The organism is Pyrinomonas sp. (genome assembly GCF_040289685.1).
In the GTDB taxonomy this organism is placed as follows: domain Bacteria; phylum Acidobacteriota; class Blastocatellia; order Pyrinomonadales; family Pyrinomonadaceae; genus Pyrinomonas.
On sequence record NZ_PSLQ01000014.1, the window covers coordinates 38,046 to 56,890 of the forward strand.

The 18,845-nt window shown below is 60.7% G+C and carries 15 protein-coding genes and 1 tRNA gene; 3 read left to right on the forward strand and 13 right to left on the reverse strand.

What is annotated here, in order from left to right; translation table 11 throughout:
• Window positions 1-118 precede the first annotated feature (118 nt).
• The 8 genes from C4334_RS05200 to C4334_RS05235 form a co-directional block, all read right to left on the reverse strand.
• Window positions 119-2,596: a heavy metal translocating P-type ATPase gene (locus C4334_RS05200; protein ID WP_502943403.1), complete on the reverse strand. Its 2,478-nt coding sequence runs from the start codon at window positions 2,594-2,596 to the stop codon at window positions 119-121.
• 106 nt (window positions 2,597-2,702) lie between these two features.
• Window positions 2,703-5,876 carry an efflux RND transporter permease subunit gene (locus C4334_RS05205; protein ID WP_352431022.1) on the reverse strand — a complete coding sequence of 1,058 codons (3,174 nt, stop codon included), beginning with the start codon at window positions 5,874-5,876 and terminating at the stop codon, window positions 2,703-2,705.
• A 61-nt stretch (window positions 5,877-5,937) separates the two neighbouring features.
• Window positions 5,938-6,675 (reverse strand): DUF305 domain-containing protein, encoded by a 738-nt coding sequence (locus C4334_RS05210; protein WP_352431023.1) that lies wholly within the window; start codon window positions 6,673-6,675, stop codon window positions 5,938-5,940.
• An 80-nt stretch (window positions 6,676-6,755) separates the two neighbouring features.
• Window positions 6,756-8,666 carry an efflux RND transporter periplasmic adaptor subunit gene (locus C4334_RS05215; protein WP_352431024.1) on the reverse strand — a complete coding sequence of 637 codons (1,911 nt, stop codon included), beginning with the start codon at window positions 8,664-8,666 and terminating at the stop codon, window positions 6,756-6,758.
• 95 nt (window positions 8,667-8,761) lie between these two features.
• Window positions 8,762-9,103: a hypothetical protein gene (locus C4334_RS05220; RefSeq protein WP_352431025.1), complete on the reverse strand. Its 342-nt coding sequence runs from the start codon at window positions 9,101-9,103 to the stop codon at window positions 8,762-8,764.
• Window positions 9,104-9,175: 72 nt separating this feature from the next.
• Window positions 9,176-9,376: a hypothetical protein gene (locus tag C4334_RS05225; RefSeq protein WP_352431026.1), complete on the reverse strand. Its 201-nt coding sequence runs from the start codon at window positions 9,374-9,376 to the stop codon at window positions 9,176-9,178.
• Between the two features lie 193 nt (window positions 9,377-9,569).
• Window positions 9,570-10,880: a TolC family protein gene (locus C4334_RS05230; protein ID WP_352431027.1), complete on the reverse strand. Its 1,311-nt coding sequence runs from the start codon at window positions 10,878-10,880 to the stop codon at window positions 9,570-9,572.
• 119 nt (window positions 10,881-10,999) lie between these two features.
• Entirely contained in the window at window positions 11,000-11,563 is a 564-nt protein-coding gene (locus C4334_RS05235; protein WP_352431028.1) for a copper resistance CopC family protein, read from the reverse strand.
• On the opposite strand from C4334_RS05235, the gene C4334_RS05240 reads away from it, so the two are divergent.
• The gene (locus tag C4334_RS05240) at window positions 11,556-11,750 is read left to right on the forward strand and encodes a hypothetical protein (protein ID WP_352431029.1); all 195 of its coding nucleotides are present in this window, start codon (window positions 11,556-11,558) and stop codon (window positions 11,748-11,750) included. The genes C4334_RS05235 and C4334_RS05240 overlap by 8 nt on opposite strands.
• A 158-nt stretch (window positions 11,751-11,908) precedes the next feature.
• Here the strand turns inward: C4334_RS05240 and C4334_RS05245 are convergent, their stop codons facing one another.
• The 5 genes from C4334_RS05245 to C4334_RS05265 are packed head-to-tail and all read right to left on the reverse strand — an operon-like array spanning window position 11,909 to window position 17,185.
• Window positions 11,909-13,282: an MmgE/PrpD family protein gene (locus tag C4334_RS05245; protein ID WP_352431030.1), complete on the reverse strand. Its 1,374-nt coding sequence runs from the start codon at window positions 13,280-13,282 to the stop codon at window positions 11,909-11,911.
• The gene (locus C4334_RS05250) at window positions 13,282-13,827 is read right to left on the reverse strand and encodes an HDIG domain-containing metalloprotein (protein ID WP_352431031.1); all 546 of its coding nucleotides are present in this window, start codon (window positions 13,825-13,827) and stop codon (window positions 13,282-13,284) included. Before C4334_RS05250 ends, C4334_RS05245 begins: the two co-directional genes overlap by 1 nt.
• Window positions 13,828-13,870: 43 nt before the next feature.
• On the reverse strand, window positions 13,871-14,647 hold the full coding sequence (locus C4334_RS05255; RefSeq protein WP_352431032.1) for a citryl-CoA lyase: 777 nt from the start codon (window positions 14,645-14,647) through the stop codon (window positions 13,871-13,873).
• Window positions 14,640-15,563 carry a succinate--CoA ligase subunit alpha gene (locus C4334_RS05260; protein WP_352431033.1) on the reverse strand — a complete coding sequence of 308 codons (924 nt, stop codon included), beginning with the start codon at window positions 15,561-15,563 and terminating at the stop codon, window positions 14,640-14,642. The genes C4334_RS05255 and C4334_RS05260 overlap by 8 nt, the downstream gene beginning before the upstream one ends.
• Window positions 15,551-17,185 (reverse strand): ATP-grasp domain-containing protein, encoded by a 1,635-nt coding sequence (locus tag C4334_RS05265; protein WP_352431034.1) that lies wholly within the window; start codon window positions 17,183-17,185, stop codon window positions 15,551-15,553. The genes C4334_RS05260 and C4334_RS05265 overlap by 13 nt, the downstream gene beginning before the upstream one ends.
• 522 nt (window positions 17,186-17,707) lie before the next feature.
• Between C4334_RS05265 and C4334_RS05270 the strand changes: the two genes are divergently transcribed.
• Together C4334_RS05270 and C4334_RS05275 are read left to right on the forward strand one after the other, a co-directional pair.
• Window positions 17,708-18,172, forward strand: coding sequence for a c-type cytochrome (locus tag C4334_RS05270; RefSeq protein WP_352431035.1), 465 nt, complete (start codon window positions 17,708-17,710; stop codon window positions 18,170-18,172).
• Between the two features lie 340 nt (window positions 18,173-18,512).
• Window positions 18,513-18,589, forward strand: a tRNA-Arg gene (locus C4334_RS05275).
• The last annotated feature ends 256 nt before the right edge of the window (window positions 18,590-18,845 follow it).

The window sequence follows — 18,845 nt, forward strand, 5'->3', positions numbered from 1 at the left end:
TCCACCAGGGTAATGTTCGCCAACCGACAATGGCGAATCTAGTCCGTAAAATTGTTCGCTCGAACGCCCGACATCAACCGGTGCGAATGAGGCGAGAACGAAGTCTCGCCTCGCAACCCTACTTGAACCGACGCAATCGCAAACTGTTCGCCACCACCGACACGCTCGAAAGGCTCATCGCCGCGCTTGCGATGATCGGCGAAAGCAGCCAGCCGGTGAATGGATAGAGCGCCCCTGCCGCTACGGGGATGCCGAGCGTGTTGTAGATAAAGGCCCAGAAGAGATTCTGTTTGATGACGCGCATGGTCGCGCGCGCGAGTCTGATGGCCATTGCAACGCCACGCAAATCATCCCGTATCAACGTGACGTCCGAAGCTTCAATGGCGACGTCCGTCCCCGTTCCGATGGCGATGCCGACATCAGCTTGCGCGAGAGCTGGCGCATCGTTGATTCCGTCGCCGACCATGCCAACAGTCTTCTTCTCCTCCTGCTGGAAGCGTTTTACTTCGCGCGCTTTGTCTTGCGGCAGGACTTCGGCGAGCACCCGTTCGATTCCAACGGCGCGCGCCACCGCTTCCGCCGTCCGACGGTCGTCGCCGGTGATCATGACGACTTCAAGCCCCATTCGCTTCAACATCGCTACAGCTTCGCCCGCTTCCGGTTTGATCTCATCAGCGATGGCGACCAAACCGGCGAAACGTCCGTCCACTGCCGCATAAACGGGCGTCTTGCCGTCGGCAGAGAGCGTCGCCGCGCGCGCTTCAAATCCGTCAAGCGCGACGTGATGATCGCGCATCAGCTTCAGACTCCCAAGCAACAGGTCGTGCCCTTCGACTCGCGCTTCAATGCCATGACCAGCGAGCGCTTTGAATTCGGTCGGCTCGCTGAGTTCCATGCCGCGCGTTTGCGCAGCTCGCACGATCGCTTCCCCGAGCGGATGTTCGCTCGCGCGTTCGGCGGAAGCGATCAAACGCAGCAGTTCATCGGCGGCAAAAGCATCTGATGCAACGATCTCCGTCACGGTCGGGCGCCCTTTGGTGATCGTCCCGGTCTTGTCGAGCAGAACGACTTGCAACCGATGCGCCGTCTCCAAAGCTTCGCCGCCTTTGATCAGAATGCCCAGTTCGGCTCCGCGCCCTGTGCCGACCATGATCGCCGTCGGCGTCGCCAGACCGAGCGCACATGGGCAAGCGATGATCAGCACCGAGACGAAATTGACGAGCGCCATGTTCAGACGCACATCCACGGGCGCAACGACGTACCAGATGACGAAGGTCGCAATCGCCACGCAGATGACGATCGGCGTGAAGATGCCGCTCACCACATCGGCCAGCCGCGCGACGGGAGCCTTCGCCCCTTGCGCTTCCTGCACGAGTTTGACGATCTGCTGCAAGGCCGTCTCCTTGCCGACCTTGGTCGCGCGGAATTTGAAGCTACCGGTTTTGTTGAGCGTTCCGCCGAAGACCTCATCGCCTTGGTCCTTTTCGACCGGCAAGCTCTCGCCCGTCAACATCGATTCGTCCACCGCGCTCGATCCTTCGACGATGATTCCATCGACGGGGATCTTCTCGCCAGGTCGTACTACAACGATGTCGCCCGGCACGACCTCTTCGACTTGAACCTCCAATTCACGTCCGTCACGAACGACGCGCGCCGTGCGCGCTTGCAACCCGATGAGACGTCGGATCGCGTCGCTCGTTCGCCCTTTCGCGCGCGCTTCCAACATCCGACCGAGCAGGATGAGCGCGATGATGACACCCGCCGCTTCAAAATAGACCGGAACGTTGTGCCCCGTAGCCGCTGACGCGAAGAAACGCGGGAAGAAGGTAGCCGCCACCGAATAGAGATAAGCCGTCCCCGTGCCGACCGCGATCAGCGTGTTCATGTCGGCGGCGCGGTGACGAAACGCCGCCCAAGCCCCTTTGTAAAACTGCGCGCCGCAGTAGAAGACGACCGGCGTCGTCAAGACCAGTTGCAACCAGCCGCTTCCGGGGAAATCGAACCGGCCATGACTCATGGCAATAGCGAGCACCGGAAGAGAAAGGACCGTCGCGATGATGAACTTTCGCCGCAAGCTCCGATACTCCGCCGCGTGCGCATCATCTTCTTCGATGAGCTCGTGCGGTCCCTCTCCACTGGTCTCGCGCACTTGGTAGCCGAACCCTTCGATGGCGCGACGAATCGTCTGCGCATCCACAACCCCCGGCAGATACTCGACGCGCACCTCCATATTCACCAAGTTGAAGGTCGCTTCGACGACGCCACGCAAACGCTTCAAATGGTTCTCAAGCGGTTGGCTCGACCCAGCGGGGCGCGCCGAATCGTCGACGACGAAACTCACGCGCGATCTGCCGCCGACATCGTAGCCGACATCTTTGACTGCGGCGATCAACTGACGCGCATCGCACGCGCGCGCGTCGTACTCGACTGTGGCGCGCGAAGTGGCGAAGTTGACGTTCGCTTGCTTGACGCCCGCGACTTTGCGCAGCCGCCGTTCGATGCGCCGTGCGCACGCCGCGCACGTCATCCCGTTGATCTGCAAATCAACGCGCTCCATTTTGGCTTCGCCATGTTCTTCGCTTTCTGTTCGATTCACGGATGCTTTCACGTTCTCTTCTCCGCTTTCGCTGAGCGTAGATGATGAGCGACGCCTCGCAGTCGAAACTTAAAGCGGGCTTCTGCCATTTTCATCCGCTGATCGGTCAATCCCCAACAGGTTGCGGCGTTTCGAAGCGCGTCTTCTCTCCTTCTCCAGCCTCTCTCTCTCTCAGCCTCCGCTCCTTGATGACCCGCTCGGCGATGGGACGACCGAATTTGTAGAAGACCGCGGGCGTCACCAATTGGTCCAGCAAAGTCGCCGTCAAGATGCCGCCGAGAACGACGACGGCGAGCGGATGCAAAATCTCTTTGCCGGGTGCATCGGCTGCCAAAATGAACGGGATCAAGGAAAGCCCAGCGGTCAGAGCCGTCATCATCACGGGCACGAGCCTTTCGAGCGAACCGCGAATGATCATCCGTTCGGTGAAATCTTCGCCCTCTTCGCGCATCAGGTGAATGTAGTGCGAGATCATCATGATGCCATTGCGCGACGTGATCCCGATGAGCGAGATGAAACCGACCAGCGTCGCCACCGAAAAGACGCCGCCTGAAAGGAGCATGGCGAAGATCGCGCCGATCAAGGCGAGCGGAATATTGACCATCACCTGCAGGGCAGAACGCCAATCGCCGAGCGCTTTGATCAAAAGGAAGAAGATGGCGACGACCGAAAAGATGCTAAGCAGCGTGAGCCTACGGGTCGCCTCCTGCTGCGCCTCGAACTGGCCGCCGTACTCGATGAAGTAACCAGGGGGAAGTTGCACTTGCCTTCGCACGCGATCTTGAATGTCGCGCACGACCGAACCCAAGTCGCGCCCCGCGACGTTGGCCGAAACGACGATCCGACGCTGCGCGTTCTCGCGCAAGATCTGATTCGGCCCCGGAAGATTTTCAATGCGCGCTACCGCCGCGACCGGTATTTGAGTCCCTTGCGGCGTGTCGATCGTCACGTTTCGGAGCGCATCGAGCGAGGAGCGCGCTTCGTCACCGAAGCGTATGATGAGGTCGTAACGCCGCTGCCCCTCGACGATCTCCGAGACCTTCTTTCCGTTGAGCGCCATCTCCAAAGTTTCAGCGACCTCGCCCGGTTGTAAACCATAACGAGCCGCCGCTTCACGATCGACCTCAAACCGCACTTGCGGGATGAGCACCTGCTTTTCGATCTGCACGTCGGTCGCGCCGTTGACCGTGCCGACGACGTTGACGATCTCCTCGGCTTTGTTGCGCAAAGTCGCCAGATCATCGCCGAAAAGCTTGATGGCGATCTGCGCGCGCACGCCCGATTGCAGGTGGTCCAATCGATGCGAGATCGGCTGTCCGACGTTCACCGTCACGCCCGGAATGACCGCGAGCTTCTGCCGGATGTCCCGTAGTATCTCATCGCGTGTGCGTTCGCTGCGCCGAAGATCGACATCTATCTCGGTGTAGTGGACGCCTTCGGCATGCTCATCCATTTCGGCGCGCCCTGTGCGCCGACCGGTCGCGACGACCTCCGGCACTTCCAGGATCAGTTTTTCGGCTATTCTCCCGATGCGATCGCTCTCCTCGAGGCTAATCCCAGGTTCGGCCAGCACGTTGATCGTCAACGTCCCTTCGTTGAACTCCGGCAGGAAGGATGTCCCGACGAAAGGCAGCGTGGCCAACGCGGCGACGAGGAGCGCACCTGCGCTCGCCATAACGACGTTCGGATGGCGCAACGTGTGGCGAAGCAATCGCTCGTCCCATCGTTTCAAGAACCGGACCAGAAAGCTTTCACGCCCGTGGCGCATTACCTTCATCTGCGGCAACAGGTAAGAGGCGAGCACCGGCGTCACCGTTAAACTCACCACGAGCGACGCGATGAGCGATGTGATGTAGGCAAGACCGAGCGGCGCGAGCAATCGTCCTTCGATGCCGGTCAAAGCGAAGAGCGGAACGAAGACCAGTGCGACGATGAGGGTCGCATAGACGATGCTCGAACGAATTTCGAGCGACGCCTCGTAGATGACGCGCCGCGCCGGTTTCGGGTCGGGAGATGCTCTGTTTTCGCGCAAACGGCGAAAGATGTTCTCCACATCGACGATGGAATCATCCACCAGCTCGCCGATGGCGACCGCCAATCCGCCGAGCGTCATCGTGTTGATCGAAACATCGAAGGCGCGGAAGACGAGAAAAGTGACGATGAAAGAGAGCGGAATGGCCGTGAGCGTGATCGCCGTGGTCCGCAAGTTGAGCAAGAACAGGAAGAGGACGACCGTGACCAGTATCGCGCCGTCGCGCAGCGCTTCGATGACGTTGCGGATCGAAGCCTGAATGAAGTTCGCTTGACGGAACAAGCGCAGGTTGATCTCGATGTCGGGCGGCAACGTCGCTTGGATTTCGCGGATCGCGTCGTCGATTTTTTCGGTCAGCTCGATCGTCGAAGCGCCCGGCTGCTTCTGCACCGACATGATGACGGCGGGCGCGCCGTTGGTCCCGGCATCGCCTCGTTTGATGCGCGGGCCTTCCTTGACCGCAGCTACCTCACCGAGCAAGACGGAAGCGCCATTGCGATAAGCGACCGCTGTCCGTCGAAGATCTTCGATCGTGTAGGCGCGCGCCAGATTGCGGACGAGAAACTCTTGCGATTGCGCGTCGAGGAAGCCGCCCGTCGTGTTCAAGTTGGCGCGTTCGAGCGCGCGCGCAACGTCTTCGATCGTCAGCTCGAACTGCGCGAGCTTGGCTGGCGAAATGAGCACTTGGTACTGCTTGACGCCGCCACCGATGTTAATCACTTGCGCGACGCCCGGGATCGACATCAATCGCGGACGTATGGTCCAGTCGGCGAGCGATCGCAATTCCATCGGATCAGTCGAACCATCGCGCGAACGCACGGATATCAACATGATCTCACCCATGATCGAGGCGATCGGCCCCATCACGGGCGTAACCCCTTGCGGGAGTTGCTCACGCGCAAGCTGCAATTTCTCGCTCACCAACTGGCGGTTGCGGTAAATGTCCGTTCCCCAATCGAACTCGACGGTGATGACCGATAGCCCGATGCCGCTTTGCGACCGGACGCGCGTCACGCCGGGCGCACCGTTGAGCACGGTCTCGATCGGCACGGTGACGAGCGTTTCCACTTCTTCAGGAGCTAGCCCCGGCGCTTCGGTCAAGATCGTCACCGTCGGCTTGTTCAGATCGGGGAAGACGTCGACCGGCAACTGAAGCGCGATGTAAGTCCCCCATGCCAGCGTCAACGCCGCGATGGCGACGACGAGCAGCCGGTTCTCTAGCGACCATTTGATGATTGCGTTGAGCATTGGGCCAGCCTCGTGCAACGCGCGAGGAGAAGCTCCGTAGAGCTCCTCCTCGGATCGCCGATCACTTCTCCCATTCCGCGCGCCACTGGCGCATCTGCGCGATTTCAGCTTGCTGCGCGGCGATGATCTGCTCGGCTAAACGTCTCACTTCGACGTGCTCAGCGCGCTCGAGCGCTTGCCGTGACATCTTCACGGCCCCTTCATGATGGGGGATCATCATATCGATGAAAAGCAGGTCGAAAACTCTCCCGCGCGCTTCTGCGAGCTTGCCCATATCCATCTGCATAGACTCTCTCATGCCGGGAAGGTCCATGTTCATCGCGGGCGCTTGCCCTTTGTACCAACGCTCGCGCCACTGGCGCATCTGCGCGATTTCGCGCTCCTGATCGGCGATGATCTTTCGCGCAAGCTCCTTGAGTTCGCCCCTTTCGGCGCGATCCGCTGCCAGCCGCGCCATGTCTATCGCGCCTTGGTGATGCGCGATCATCGTGTCGATGAACTGCAAGTCATACGGGGCTTTTTCCGCACCCGGCGAGCTTTGCATCTGCGCGTGGTCCATCGTCGCGTGCGAGTCTTGGCTGCCGCCATGACTCATCTTCTGATTCGCCGCTTCGTTCTGCGCGGCGGTGCGGTTTCCATTTATCTTTGCCGGTTCGGTGCCGCAAGCCGTGAGCGCGACGATCAAGCTTGCTGCCGATGCAAACATTAACCACCGCCATACGCGCATTGTGTAGCGGATAGCCTTCTTCCCTCGCTTTGCGGAGACTTCTTTAAGTGCCAACGTGAGTTCTTCTCGCATCTTCTCCTCCACGGTTTCGCCGAATTTTTCGCTCCTTCTCATCACCGGCCAAGCAGTTCGCGTGATTAGATCGCGCTCGATCACCCGGGTCGAGCCGAGCGCAACTGATAGACGCCATCGACAACGACGCGCTCGCCCCGATTCAATCCCGATTTGACCGCGTAGAAATCACGTCCTTCAGCGCCGAGAAGCACGGCGCGTTTTTCAAACCTCTCGCTGCCATTGAAGACGAAGACGTATGTGCGCCCCTCTTCGGTGATGACAGCGCGTTTGGGCACGGCGAGGACGGGCGTCGTCTCGCCGACGTCGAAAACGATCTCGACGAACATGCCATCGCGCAAACGGTTCGCGGGGTTCGCGACTTCGAAGATCACTGGCACGCTCCGCGTCTGCGGATCCACACTCGTCCCTATGGCGACGATACGACCTCCCCCACCCTTGCCGAGACCGAACACTTCATCGGGAAAAGCCGGCGTCGTATAGCTCGCCTGTCGCGCATCACGCACCTTCGCCAGATCGCCTTCAAAAACTCGCGCCTCAAGGTAGACGACCGATAGATCCACGACGTTCAGCAGCTCACTTCCCGCCTCGACCTGCTGCCCCGTCGCCGCTTTGACGTCGCTGATGACGCCCGTCACCGGAGCGATCAACGGGAAGCGACGGACTGGACCAATGCGCTGCGCTCCCGTCTGCACCACGCGCACCTGTTCGGCGGCGATGCGCGCTTGCTGTTCTGCGGCGATGACCTCTTGACGCGCTATCTGAACAGCGGTCTGCGCCTCTTCGACGCGCTTTCGCGGCACGGCGCCGACCTCGAGAAGCTCCGTGGCTCGGCGCAATTCACGTTCCGCTTGCGCTAGGCGCGCTCGCGCCTGTTGTGCCAGAGCCTCTTGTTCGCTTCTCTTCGCCTGCTGCTCCAAAACAGCACGCTGCAACTCCGTGCGCTGCGCTTCAAGGCCCGCTTGTTCCGACGCGCCGAGGATCTGTTCGACCGTGCCGATCCGTTCACCGCGCGCAACGAAAGAGCCGAGCGTCAATCCATCCTTGAAAAAGACGCGCCCCGAAACGGGAGGCGCAATGGTCGCGCGCGAGTTGGGACGCGCGCGCACGACGCCCGTCACCTTCAACCCAGCGGTCACGGGACGCTCTTCAACTATTGCGGTGCGAATGCCAAAGAGCAGTTGTGATTCTTTCGGGATGACGATTTCCGGCCCCGCGACTGCGTTCGGCAGAACGGCGGCGCTCGCTGTCGTTTCGCCCGTCGCTCTCGATTGGCGTGGCCGTTCGACGCGCGCAAGCAATATCGCGCCGACGATGAAGAGCACAAAGACAGTGATGCTGACAGGCAACGCGCGACGTGCGACCTCCTTGCCAGCAACGCCCCGACGCCGCAACACGACGTGGTAGCCAACGACGACGCTTGCCGAAAGGAGAAAGAGCGCGCCGAGCACCAGCCAGAACGTCCAGTTGATCGGCGCAACGACAACCGACACGGGGAAATCGACCGACAGAGAACGGCCGTCGGCGAGCGTGAAATCGAAGGAGATCTTGTATTCTCCCGCTGATCCGAAAACGTAATGAACACCGCGCACGCCGGGTCGATTCTCTTCGTGCGCGTCGAGCTGCGGTTCGATCACGGTGCCGTCGGCTTTGGCGATGCGCGCCACAACGCGCGAAATTTTCGCCGGTTGCAACCCTTCGCTCGAACCGAAACCTCCTTCGACGCGCTCCAGAACTTCAACCTCGAACTGCGTCTCTTCGCCCACGCGCGGGTCCGGCGGCGTCTGTCGCAGACGAAAGCGAAACTGCCCCACCGGCGTCTGCACGTTTCGCTCGGCCACGCGCGCAGAAAGAGCGACAGCGGTTGCGGTGGAGCGAGCGGGCGCGCCGTGATCTTCTCCCTCGTGTGCGCGGACGGAGAAACACAAAGCGACCATGAGTACGAGCCAGCAGCCCGTGAATCTGGTCCAGCTTGCCATGATCTTCCGCATTCTCTTCATATTTGCTCGCGCATGAAACACCGATCTGCTGAGCGCAATGCGTCGGGACTTTCCTTGGCCGCGACGAAAGCTTACAAACTCACCGATCAGTGCGTGTGCGGTGCGCCGTAAAGCGTTTGCATCACGCGCGTGTCGAGCCTGACGGCGTCGACGATGGCACGCGCCGTCGGCTGATCGAGACCGCGCGCTTGTACGTCGCGTCCGAGTTGCAGCGGATCGTCGTGCCCTTTACCGCGAAACTGCGCGAGGAATTCCGAGGGCAGTCCTTCGGCGCGCACCTCTTTGATGTACGGCAAACCGTTCCGGCTCTCGTAAATGATGATCACTTGCTTGCCATCTACATCGAGCAGGGTCGCTGCCCCGACTTGGCGTCGAGCGCCGCCGTTCGATGCGTAACCGAAATAGGTCGTGTGCGTCGCGTTTTGCACCTTGGTTCCGGCTTCGCGTTCGACTTCGGCGAGCTGCGATGTGGATAGCTCTTTCTTTTCGACCGCGACGGTCTACGCATCGGCGAGCGCAGCGCGCACCGCTGCTGGCACCTCGTCGTTCACCGCAACGTTCGCCTTCACCACTGCGTTCGGGACCGCTCCGCGTGCGTTCGCGTTCGATTTAACCTCGCGCTTTTCGGTCGCGCATGCGCTGAAAGAAGCGACCGCATAAGCTAAAGATGCGAGCGCAACGATTCCAACCAAGTTCCTCATACGATCACCTCGCTTCGAAATCCAATTAACCCATAAAACTCTGAAAAGCAGCGCGCGAGACGAGCGCGCTTGATCGCTTAGCTCTTCACCCCTGTCTAGCTCATAAAAACTTTGAAAGGGCGCCGAGCAAGACAAAGGTTCGTTCTCTCCTCGGCGGAAATCGATGCGCACGCGCGCTGACCGGTCGCCGACATCAGCGCTGGATGCGTTCCTGCAACAGCGCGCGACGAAGCTTTTCCGCATCAGTGCTCGTCGTCGGTGCGGATCGATCCGCGCGCGGTCGGCGCAGGAGCGGCGCGCCGACCGCTCGTTCAAGATCGGCAAGCGCGGCGTAGTAATCACGCACCGCTTCGCGATAGCGCGTTTGGCTTTCGATCAACCGCCTCTGCTCTTGAAGCACGTCGAAGATTGAAAACTCGCCCAGACCATACGCGGCGCGTACGCGGCGCAAGATCGCTTCCGATTGCGGGACAATGCGATCGGCAAATAGCTCCAAGCTCTCCGCCGCGGCCAGATACCGTCGATAACCGAGCGCCACGTCGCGCTTGATTGCCGCTTCGAGGAACTCGCGCTCTTTTGTCGCTTGCACACGCTCGCTGGCAGCAGCGGCGATCTCGCCTTGATTGCGATTGAAGACTGGGAGTGCGACCTGTAAGCCGAAGGTCAATTCGTTATCGCGGTCAAGCGCTACGCCACCGAGCCTCTCCGGCAGATCGACGATCTGTTTGCTTCGCGAGAAGCGGGCTACCGCCGCCACGTCCGGCGTCCGCTGCGCTTCGGCCAACCTCAGGCGCGCCGCGCTCGCGCTTTCAGCCAGTCGCGCGGCTCGCAGATCGGCGCGCTCGCGCAAAGCTATCTCCGTCAACTCGGCCAGCGAGAAGTCCAACCGTGGCGGACGCTCTTCGAGCGGAGCAACGCGCAACGGGGCGTCGAGATCAAGCCCAACGGATGATCGTAACGCGATCAGCTCCGCCTCAAAATCGGCCTGCGCGCGTGCGCGTTCGGCGCGCACGCGCTCCAATTCGACGCGCACTGCGTCGAGATCGACCGCGGCGACGTCGCCCTCTTTCAATCTCGCCGCCGTCGCCCGCTCCAAATCCTCACCGAGCGCGACCAACTGGTTCAACGTCTCCAATAGCTGGCCCGCCGCCACCGCGCGCGCAAACGCAGCGCGCACTTCGGAAGCGATTCGCTGTTCAAGCGCATGAAGTTCCGCCTCGACGCGTTCGGCTTCCAAGCGCGCGGCCTCCTTGCGCAGACGGCGCTTGTCGCCTAGCTCAAAGAGCTGCGAGACGCCGACGGAGAAATCCAGTTCCGCTTCGCCGCCAAGAAAACGCGGCGTGCCGTACTCGGTCTCCAACGTCGGGTTAGGGCGTAAACCGGCCTGCAACGCGCGCGCACGTGCCGCTTCAGCGCGCGCCCGCGCCGCAAGCAAGTCAGCGCGTCGCGCGAGCGCCATTTCGACGAGTTGTTCCGCGGTCAAAGCTGAGGCGTCGGGACGCATAGCTGCCGCGCTCCGCTTCGTTGCTTCTTGTGACCGCGTTTCTGGCCCAATGCAGGTCGCGCATAGCACGGCGATGCACGCGAGCAGACAGTACGCTCCCTTCTCAAAGGAACGAACGATCAAACGACCGTCGCCTCCTTTGCCTCCTTTTTCGGGCGTCGTCCGGCGATGCGCCACACAAAAAAGAGCGCGCTCGCCGCCGCAATCCCAAACAACATGAACCAAGCGAAAAGGCGCGATGTCGAGAAGTCGTCTCTTACGGCGCTGTTTGCGAGCGCGACCTCGAACGTGCCGAGATCCACCTCGACGTTCTCACTTGCCGCCTCGACACGAACAGATAAACGGTAAGTGCCCGGTGAAAGCGGCGGAAGTTCCAGCTCGTACTGTCCAGCGGTTCGACTTTCTTTCGCCGCCACCTCCGTGCCAGCCGGACCAGCAAGACGCAGCGTGATGTGCGCTTTGCCGATCGGTTCGTTCGTCGCATAGCGCGATAGAAAGATGCGCGCTGCGGTCGCCTGATCCGCACTGATGGGTGCGTGTTTGACGAGGATTTCGAGATCACCTGCACGCGCGAGATGTTTGACCTCGGTGGCGGTCGCGGTGATTCGCGGTTGGCTTTCGCCGTGATCCTCGCCGCCGTGCGCTCGCGCTTCAACGCGGCAGAGCGATGCTGCGATGAACACAAGCAGGAAGATTCGCCACATACAATTGAGCGAGCGGTCGCGTCGTACCAACGAGCGAGCCGACAACAGGTGCGCTGATTTCGTCGGCATCACGATCCCTTTCGCTGCGATTGATCGCGTAACTTTTCGGGCAAATTATGTGCCGCCGCTCAAATCCACAGCCAAAAGGCTCAACCGGAGCAACTGAAAGAGCAAGCCTGTCCGTTCGCAGACACTGCGCTGTCTGCGTTCAGACACAATTCCCCACACGCAGGCAAAGAAAAGCCTGCGCCTCAACAAGCGAGCGCTGAAAGCGCGGGCAACCGATAAGGGAGGGCTGGCGGAAGATGCGCTGCGACGCTCCGATCAAGTGGATCGCGCGAGCAGACGCATGAGCGCCCCGACATCTTCGAGCGTCTCAAGCGAATCGATCGCGTCGAAGAGCGCACGTTGCGCATCGGCGCTGATTACACCTTCGGCAAGCTGTTCGAACTTCTTCTGTATCTCATCGCGCCTGAGCGGATCGCGCGGGTCGCCTTTCGGGAAGCGACGTTCGCGTTCGAGCGCGCGCCCATCGCGCAAGATGATGCGCACGCGCGACGGTTGTTCTTCAGGAAAACGCGCTTCAAACGAAGGCTCCAAAACGGCGACGACTTTCGAAACCAATTCCAAGATGCGCAGGTCACGCAATTTGTCAGGGGCGAACTGCCGCGGCGTCAACTCGCGCTCCACCACGGCGGCGGCGATGCAATACGGCAAGCTGTGGTCGGCCGTTTCGCGCGAATCAATCTCGTACTTGGCTGGGTCGGCTAGGATCTCGGCAGCGCGCCGCAAGGTGTGAACCTCGATCCGCTCGATCTGCTCCGGGCTTAGATCGTGCTCTCGAACGAGATCGAGCGTCGCGCTGATGGGCGTGTGCGTGAGCGCCTCCGATGGATACAGCTTGATGGAACACTGGGCGATCTTGAATCCGTCTCCCAAACCAGCGACTAACCTCTCGCCATCCCATTCTTCGCCGAGCGAGGAGAACAACCCTTCGCGCCCCTCGAAGATGGTCTCCGGACCGCGGTAACCGCGCCGCGCCATGAGCGCAGCCATCACGCCGCTTTCGACCGCCATCGGATCGACCGTGTTCTTCATCATGGTCAAACTGCCTGCGGTTACTGCGCCGAGCGTCGCGTTGTGCGCGCCGCCGATGCCGATGGCGTTGATCATCTGCTCGCGATCGAGGCCGAGCATTTTGCCTGCAACCACAGGCGCGACGAACTGCGTCAGCGTCGCGTGGTGCCAGCCGAGTTCGCGTATGCCAGGACGGGCTGCCTCGCACATGCGCATCTCCAATTCGTATGCGATGACGATGGCCGTCAGGAGATCTTTGCCAGAGCGCTTTTCACGCTCGCCGACCGTGAAGGCTGCTGGCAACAGATCGCTCGGATGCGATGGGTCTTGTCTCCAATAGACGTCGTTGTAGTCGAGCGCGCGAATCGCGACGGCATTGATCAACGTCGCCTGTCGGCAATCGGCGCGCAAGTCAGCGCCGATCACCGTGCACTCGGGGCGCCCACCGAGTTCCATCGCCACCTCGCACAGGAGGCGAAAATCCTCCGTCTTCGCGCCGCCCAAAGCGCAACCCAAACTGTCGAGCAGAAAGAGCTTCGCTGCGTAAACCGCCTCAGCGCTCAGATCTTCGTAACGCAGCCGGACGGCATAATCGGCCCACTGTCGCGCAATCGACATCATCAGAATGGTCTCTTCTCGCTGACTAGATCGAAGTCGATGAAATCGGCGTGGTGAAAGATCACAGATTCGGGCGAACGAGCGACATGTTCGCCTTCCTTCGAATGGGTCGCGACAACATGCATCACTGCGGGCGGGATGCCGTGACGGTAACAGAGCCCAACGCCAGTGAATGGATGGCGCAAACTGCGCCCATGTGCGCTGCGAACGTATTCTCCGTCCCGTTTCTCGTACTCAATGAGCTTGCCGACATCGGCGAGCAACGCGCCCGCCACCAACACATCGCGGTCGATTCTGATGCGCTCGCCGTATGCCCGTTCGAGCACGCCCTGAATGGCGACGCACATCTGACAGACCGTGCGCACGTGCTCGATGAAGCCGATCGGCACGTTGTCAGCCATCAACGTGAACGGCATGCGCGCCAGATCATCCAGCGTCCAGCCGCCTTCGGCGATCGCCTCTTCCCACACGGCACAAACGCGCTCACGCAAACCCTCATCTTCGATCAAGTCGAACTCAGGGATTAAACGTCGAAGCTCGTTCTTCATCTCTTCGCTCGCCCTCGTGACATGAAATATCGGATCGCTACCGTCAAGTCATTTCGCGCTCCGCCGGACCGACGTATTCGTAATCGGCGGGCACGACGGGACGTAGCCACACACCCTGTCCTTGCTCCTCGCTCACGTGTGCGACCAACCCGGCGATTCGCGCGATCATGAAGATTCCGTTGGCCGCGCGCGGCGGAAAGCTCAACTCGCAAAGCAACGCGGCGATGGCCCCATCGGCATTGATCGGCAGATGACGCTGCAGGACGCGAGCCAAAGCCTCTTCCAACGCGCGCCCTTGCGCGACGTATTCGCCGGCAAGCCCCAACTCTTCGGCTAGGGCGAACAACCTCGCCGTACGCGGATCGCCGCGATGCAACCGGTGGCCGAAGCCCGCAAGACGCACGCCGCGCTGCCGACAAAAGGAGACGAACTCTTCGGCTACCTCCTCAGCGCTCGCTCCGCGTTCCTTTTGTCTTCGCACGCACGAAGCGAGCGCGCGCATGCTCTCCTCGATCGCTCCGCCGTGATAGCGTGAAATGGCGAGAACGCCGGCGGCGACAGCGGCATTCAATTCCGCGCCGGTGCTAGCCACCGTCACGGCGGCGACCGTCGAAGGGGGGCTCGGTCCATGGTCCACCACCGAGACGAGAATGGCCTCAAAAAGCCGGCTGCGCGCCTCATCAGGCAGCTCGCCACGCAACACGAGATAGATCGCATCGGCAAAAGAGAGCCGCCCGATCAACTCTTCCAGACGATACCCGCGCACCAGAATGCGCCCATCTTCGACCCAGGCGATCTCGGTCCGTCGCTTTTCAACCATGCACGCGCTCTCCTTTCGGCCTCGTTCCGAGCAGCTCGCTGACCTTGCGCGCAATGTCGTTGAAAGCCTCAACTACGTGAATGCCAGCGCGGCGCAAAGCCTCGACCTTGTGCTGGTAGGTTCCGCGCCCCCCCTCGATGATCGCCCCGGCATGCGAGTAACGAGTTCCGCTCTGGGCCGCCCGCCCGCCGATGTAAGCGATCACCGGTTTCGACACGCTGCCGCCAACGACCGCTTCGGCAACCTGTTCTTCTTGAGATGTTCCGATCTCGCCGATGACGACCACGATCTCGGTCTCAGGATCTCGTTCGAACTCTTCTACCGCGTCGCGCAACGTGAAACCGACCACCGCATCGCCGCCGACGTGCACAACGGTGCTCAGGCCGATCCCGGCGCGACAGATGTAGTAACCGGCAGCCGCGCTCAATCCGCCGCTGCGCGAAGCGATGCCGACTGGCCCAGCGCGAAACCACGTGCGCGCCGTCTCCGCTGCACCACCCATCATCCCGAGCACCGCTCGATCGGGGCTCATGACGCCCACCGTGTTCGGCCCAACGAAGCGCGCGCCGGTTTCTGCGGCCACCTCCACAATCTCCAACACATCGTAGAGTGGAACGCGGTCGGCGATCAGAGCGAGCAAAGGCACGCCAGCGTGCAAAGCTTCGAGCGCCGCTTCTTTCACCTTTGGTGCCGGAACGAAGATGACGCTCGCATCTATTGGCCCGAGCGCACGACGCGCCTCGGCGACGGAATCGAAAACGGGCAAGTCGTGAACTACTTGCCCGCCGCGCCCCGGCGTGACTCCGCCGATGAGCTTGGTTCCGTAATCGAGCATCAATCGCGCACGCACCATCCCTTCGCGTCCCGTGATGCCTTGCACGATGACGCGCTTTTTCTCATCGATCAAAATGGCCACTTGCCCGTTCCCTCGTGAGTCATTTCAGATCGAGTCGTCTTCGCCCCTTGCGCAATGCCAGTTGCCTCTTTTTTCGACTGGTCCTCCGCTGGCAAACCAAATTCGTCAAGACCGGGGATGGGCAGTTCGACGCGCCCGCCACCGGCACCTTGCATCCAGCATTCAACCTCACAAGCCAAACACTCTATGCATCTGCCACGCGCCGCTTCCTCTTCGGAGATGGCAAGCACGGGCAAACCATCAACCAACTTGAGGATCTGCGGCACACACTCGATGACGCAAGCTTTAGTCTCGCATTTTGCGCAAGCGGCATGGTCGTATGTGATCCACCCGGTGCGCGTGCGAAATCTGTACGGTCTGGAGGGCGGTGGCACCTCAAACGTTGGGCCCTCAGCCGACACCGGTGCCGATCGGTCCTCCTCGATGAGCGCTCGCAGCCTTTGCGCGCAGAACTCGGCGCTCTGCTCCTTCCGGTAGGTCTCAACGGGCGCGCGCGCCGAACGGGCGAAACGAGCCATGATCTTGGCCGCCAACTCCTCTCCATTGCCGCCTAAGCGTAGAACGGCAGGGACTCGGATGCCCTCTTCACGAAAAGCTTTCACGAGCGCGCGCGCAAGATGAAACTGCTCCTGACTGGCAACGCCTGAACCGGAGAGAAAGTAGCCCTTGATTCCGGGTTGCGCGAGGATGATGCGCGCCGCCCTGTAAACCTTGGAGGCCGCCGGATTGCCGCTCGTATCAGCGTAATTAAGCGGACGAAGACCGACGCGCACCGCCGCGTCCATGGAGGCCATGGCGCCACCGCCGCCCGCGCCGTGAAAACCGATGGGGATGCCGTCCCCTTCTCGCGCTTCGACCAATTCGACGAAGTAAAAAGTGCCGCGATAATCGTCTCGTTCCACGGCCCAAGCGATCCTTTCAAGCGGCGTCGGCACATGACCGAACTCACGCGCGATCTCGATGCCGAGTTCCGGATGACGAAAGACCGCATAGTCGTCCACCGAAAGACGACAATCGAGCGCCACCAAACGCCTGTCGCTAGTCCAAGCGAGCGGATTGATCTCGATGCTGCGCGCTTCGGTCTCACGCGCCGTCCTGTACAGAATCAGCAGCGCCGCAAGCAACTTTTCCTCCAGCTCCGCCTCCAACATCTCGCGCGCAAGCAACTCATGCCGCAGCTCTTGGCGCGTCGGCTCGCGCCGCACGCTCACGGGCAAACGCAACACGCTCTCTTTGCGACCTTCGATGCCGCTCCCGCCTAGCGCGCTAAATAACAGCACGAGACGCCGCACACGATCATCCACCGCCGCTCCGATGTAGAACTCTCGCGCAACCTCTAACCTCTCCTCGACCAGAACGCTTTCAACTCTCTGTCCAAGAGCTTTCGAGGCGAAGATTTCGTCCGCGGCGGCGCGCGCCTCATTAGGCGTAGTGACAAAGCGTATGCCACCGCGTCGCGCGCGATCCGTGTCCCAGACTTGAGCCTTGACGACTGCTTGCCCGCCCAGCTCGATGGCAGCTACACGCGCCTCGTCCGGGTCTTTGACTACTCGCCCACGCGGGACCGACATCCCGCGAAGCGCGAGCGCTCTTTTACCTTCGTGCTCGAACAACTTAGCCATGCGATTCGTGATCCTTCTGAAAACCGCCTCGTCGCCCTCTCTCGCTTGTGCGTCGTGCGGCCCGATCTCATCAAAGGTCCTTCATGCCATCCTTCATCTCGTAAACGGTCCCTGTGAACGCCGAACATCTCCAGTAAAACTCTCTCCCGCATAACGATTTCGAAGCGCTCGCCGAGAATCGTTATGATGTTAGGTCAATATAGCAAATCGCCGCCGTTTTGTCACCATCCTTCCGCCATTCACGGAGTCGCTCGTTTCGCACTGCAGCGAGAGTTTCCGCCCGTTGCGATGAAAACGGACTTTGAGTGCAAGCGCTTTTCGCCTGCGCAACGCTGGCTAAACGGAGAATGCGTCTTCGCCGACGAAGCGAACGCCTTTCGTCTCCAAAATGAAGACTGAACGCGCGATGGCCTCGTTCGGAAGAGCACACATACCTTACTATTCAGCGCTGCTCGCCCTTTTCCTTGCGACGCGCCGTTTGGCTCGTTTATACTCACAGGAAGGAAGGTCATCAAACGACGCATGATTTTGCTCTGCGCTTCCAAGTCGCGCTCGCTAAGGCGACGTGTGCTCTTTGCCGTGCGTGTGCTAAGTTGGTTTGAGATTTCGTCACCCTGCACGGTTCGGCAGCTGTGGCTTTGCTCCGTGCTGACATCGTTCTGTCTCATCTCCGCTGCTTGCCAAAGCCCAACCCGGCAAGACGCAGCCGCCACGGGAGAGCTGGCCGAAGCACGAGCGATCTTTCAGCGCGAGTGCGCTGTGTGCCATGGGGCAACGGGCGAGGGCGGGCCGATGGCTCAGATGGTCGCGGAAATTAACCTGAAATCGCCACAGGCGCGCGCGCTGAGCGATGAGCAAATGCGTCAACAGATCATCAACGGCAAAGGCGCAATGCCTCCTTTCGCCGGGCGACTGACGCCTGAGCAAATTGACGCAGTGGTGAAATACATCCGGCGAGAGATCCAAACGGCGCGCCCTGATCGATGAATCATCTCCCAAACAAAGCTTAGGCAAGACGCAACGGTCGAAAGATATTGGCGGCGTTCGCCCGCCAGCGATGTGCTATGTGATATTGACTCTTCGTCACGCTCAGGGGCGAAACAGCTTTTGAAAGCCATATGCCGCTAAGCAGCGCGAACCCTTTGCATCCTCTCGAACGATCGCAGGCGCTCACCTGCACAGAAGGATTGGAAGATTGACAGTGGGGCTGGATTTGGTTTAGCTTTTGGCGTGTTGAGCGTGATTCGGCGCGTTTATGATGAGGATGAGTTAAAGGCAGCTTCTTGTCATCGGCAACGCGCTTGCACGCTTTCTGAGTTCACCACGTGCACCCGTAGCTCAGTTGGATAGAGCGTTTGACTTCGAATCAAAAGGTCGCAGGTTCGAGTCCTGCCGGGTGCACCAACAATACTCACAAGCTGCGAAGTGAAGTTTGAACCGATCGCACAGCATGTGCGCCGAAAAGCGCGCTGCTTTCACTCTTGCCCGTCCGTCCATCAGCAACGGAAGCTTTTCCACAAACTCGGCGGTGATGGATACAGTGGCGGTGTCCATCAGCAACGGAAGCTTTTCCACAAACTCGGCGGTGATGGATACAGTGGCGGTGTCCATCAGCAACGGAAGCTTTTCCACAAACTCGGCGGTGATGGATACAGTGGCG

Bases quoted from the DNA above. Each gene is read 5' to 3' on its own strand.
- C4334_RS05205 (WP_352431022.1), bottom strand. From the start codon at position 5,876: ATGCTCAACGCAATCATCAAATGGTCGCTAGAGAACCGGCTGCTCGTC.
- C4334_RS05210 (WP_352431023.1), bottom strand. From the start codon at position 6,675: ATGCGAGAAGAACTCACGTTGGCACTTAAAGAAGTCTCCGCAAAGCGA.
- C4334_RS05215 (WP_352431024.1), bottom strand. From the start codon at position 8,666: ATGCGGAAGATCATGGCAAGCTGGACCAGATTCACGGGCTGCTGGCTC.
- C4334_RS05225 (WP_352431026.1), bottom strand. From the start codon at position 9,376: ATGAGGAACTTGGTTGGAATCGTTGCGCTCGCATCTTTAGCTTATGCG.
- C4334_RS05230 (WP_352431027.1), bottom strand. From the start codon at position 10,880: ATGCGTCCCGACGCCTCAGCTTTGACCGCGGAACAACTCGTCGAAATG.
- C4334_RS05240 (WP_352431029.1), top strand. From the start codon at position 11,556: ATGAACACAAGCAGGAAGATTCGCCACATACAATTGAGCGAGCGGTCG.
- C4334_RS05245 (WP_352431030.1), bottom strand. From the start codon at position 13,282: ATGATGTCGATTGCGCGACAGTGGGCCGATTATGCCGTCCGGCTGCGT.
- C4334_RS05250 (WP_352431031.1), bottom strand. From the start codon at position 13,827: ATGAAGAACGAGCTTCGACGTTTAATCCCTGAGTTCGACTTGATCGAA.
- C4334_RS05255 (WP_352431032.1), bottom strand. From the start codon at position 14,647: ATGGTTGAAAAGCGACGGACCGAGATCGCCTGGGTCGAAGATGGGCGC.
- C4334_RS05265 (WP_352431034.1), bottom strand. From the start codon at position 17,185: ATGGCTAAGTTGTTCGAGCACGAAGGTAAAAGAGCGCTCGCGCTTCGC.
- C4334_RS05270 (WP_352431035.1), top strand. From the start codon at position 17,708: ATGATTTTGCTCTGCGCTTCCAAGTCGCGCTCGCTAAGGCGACGTGTG.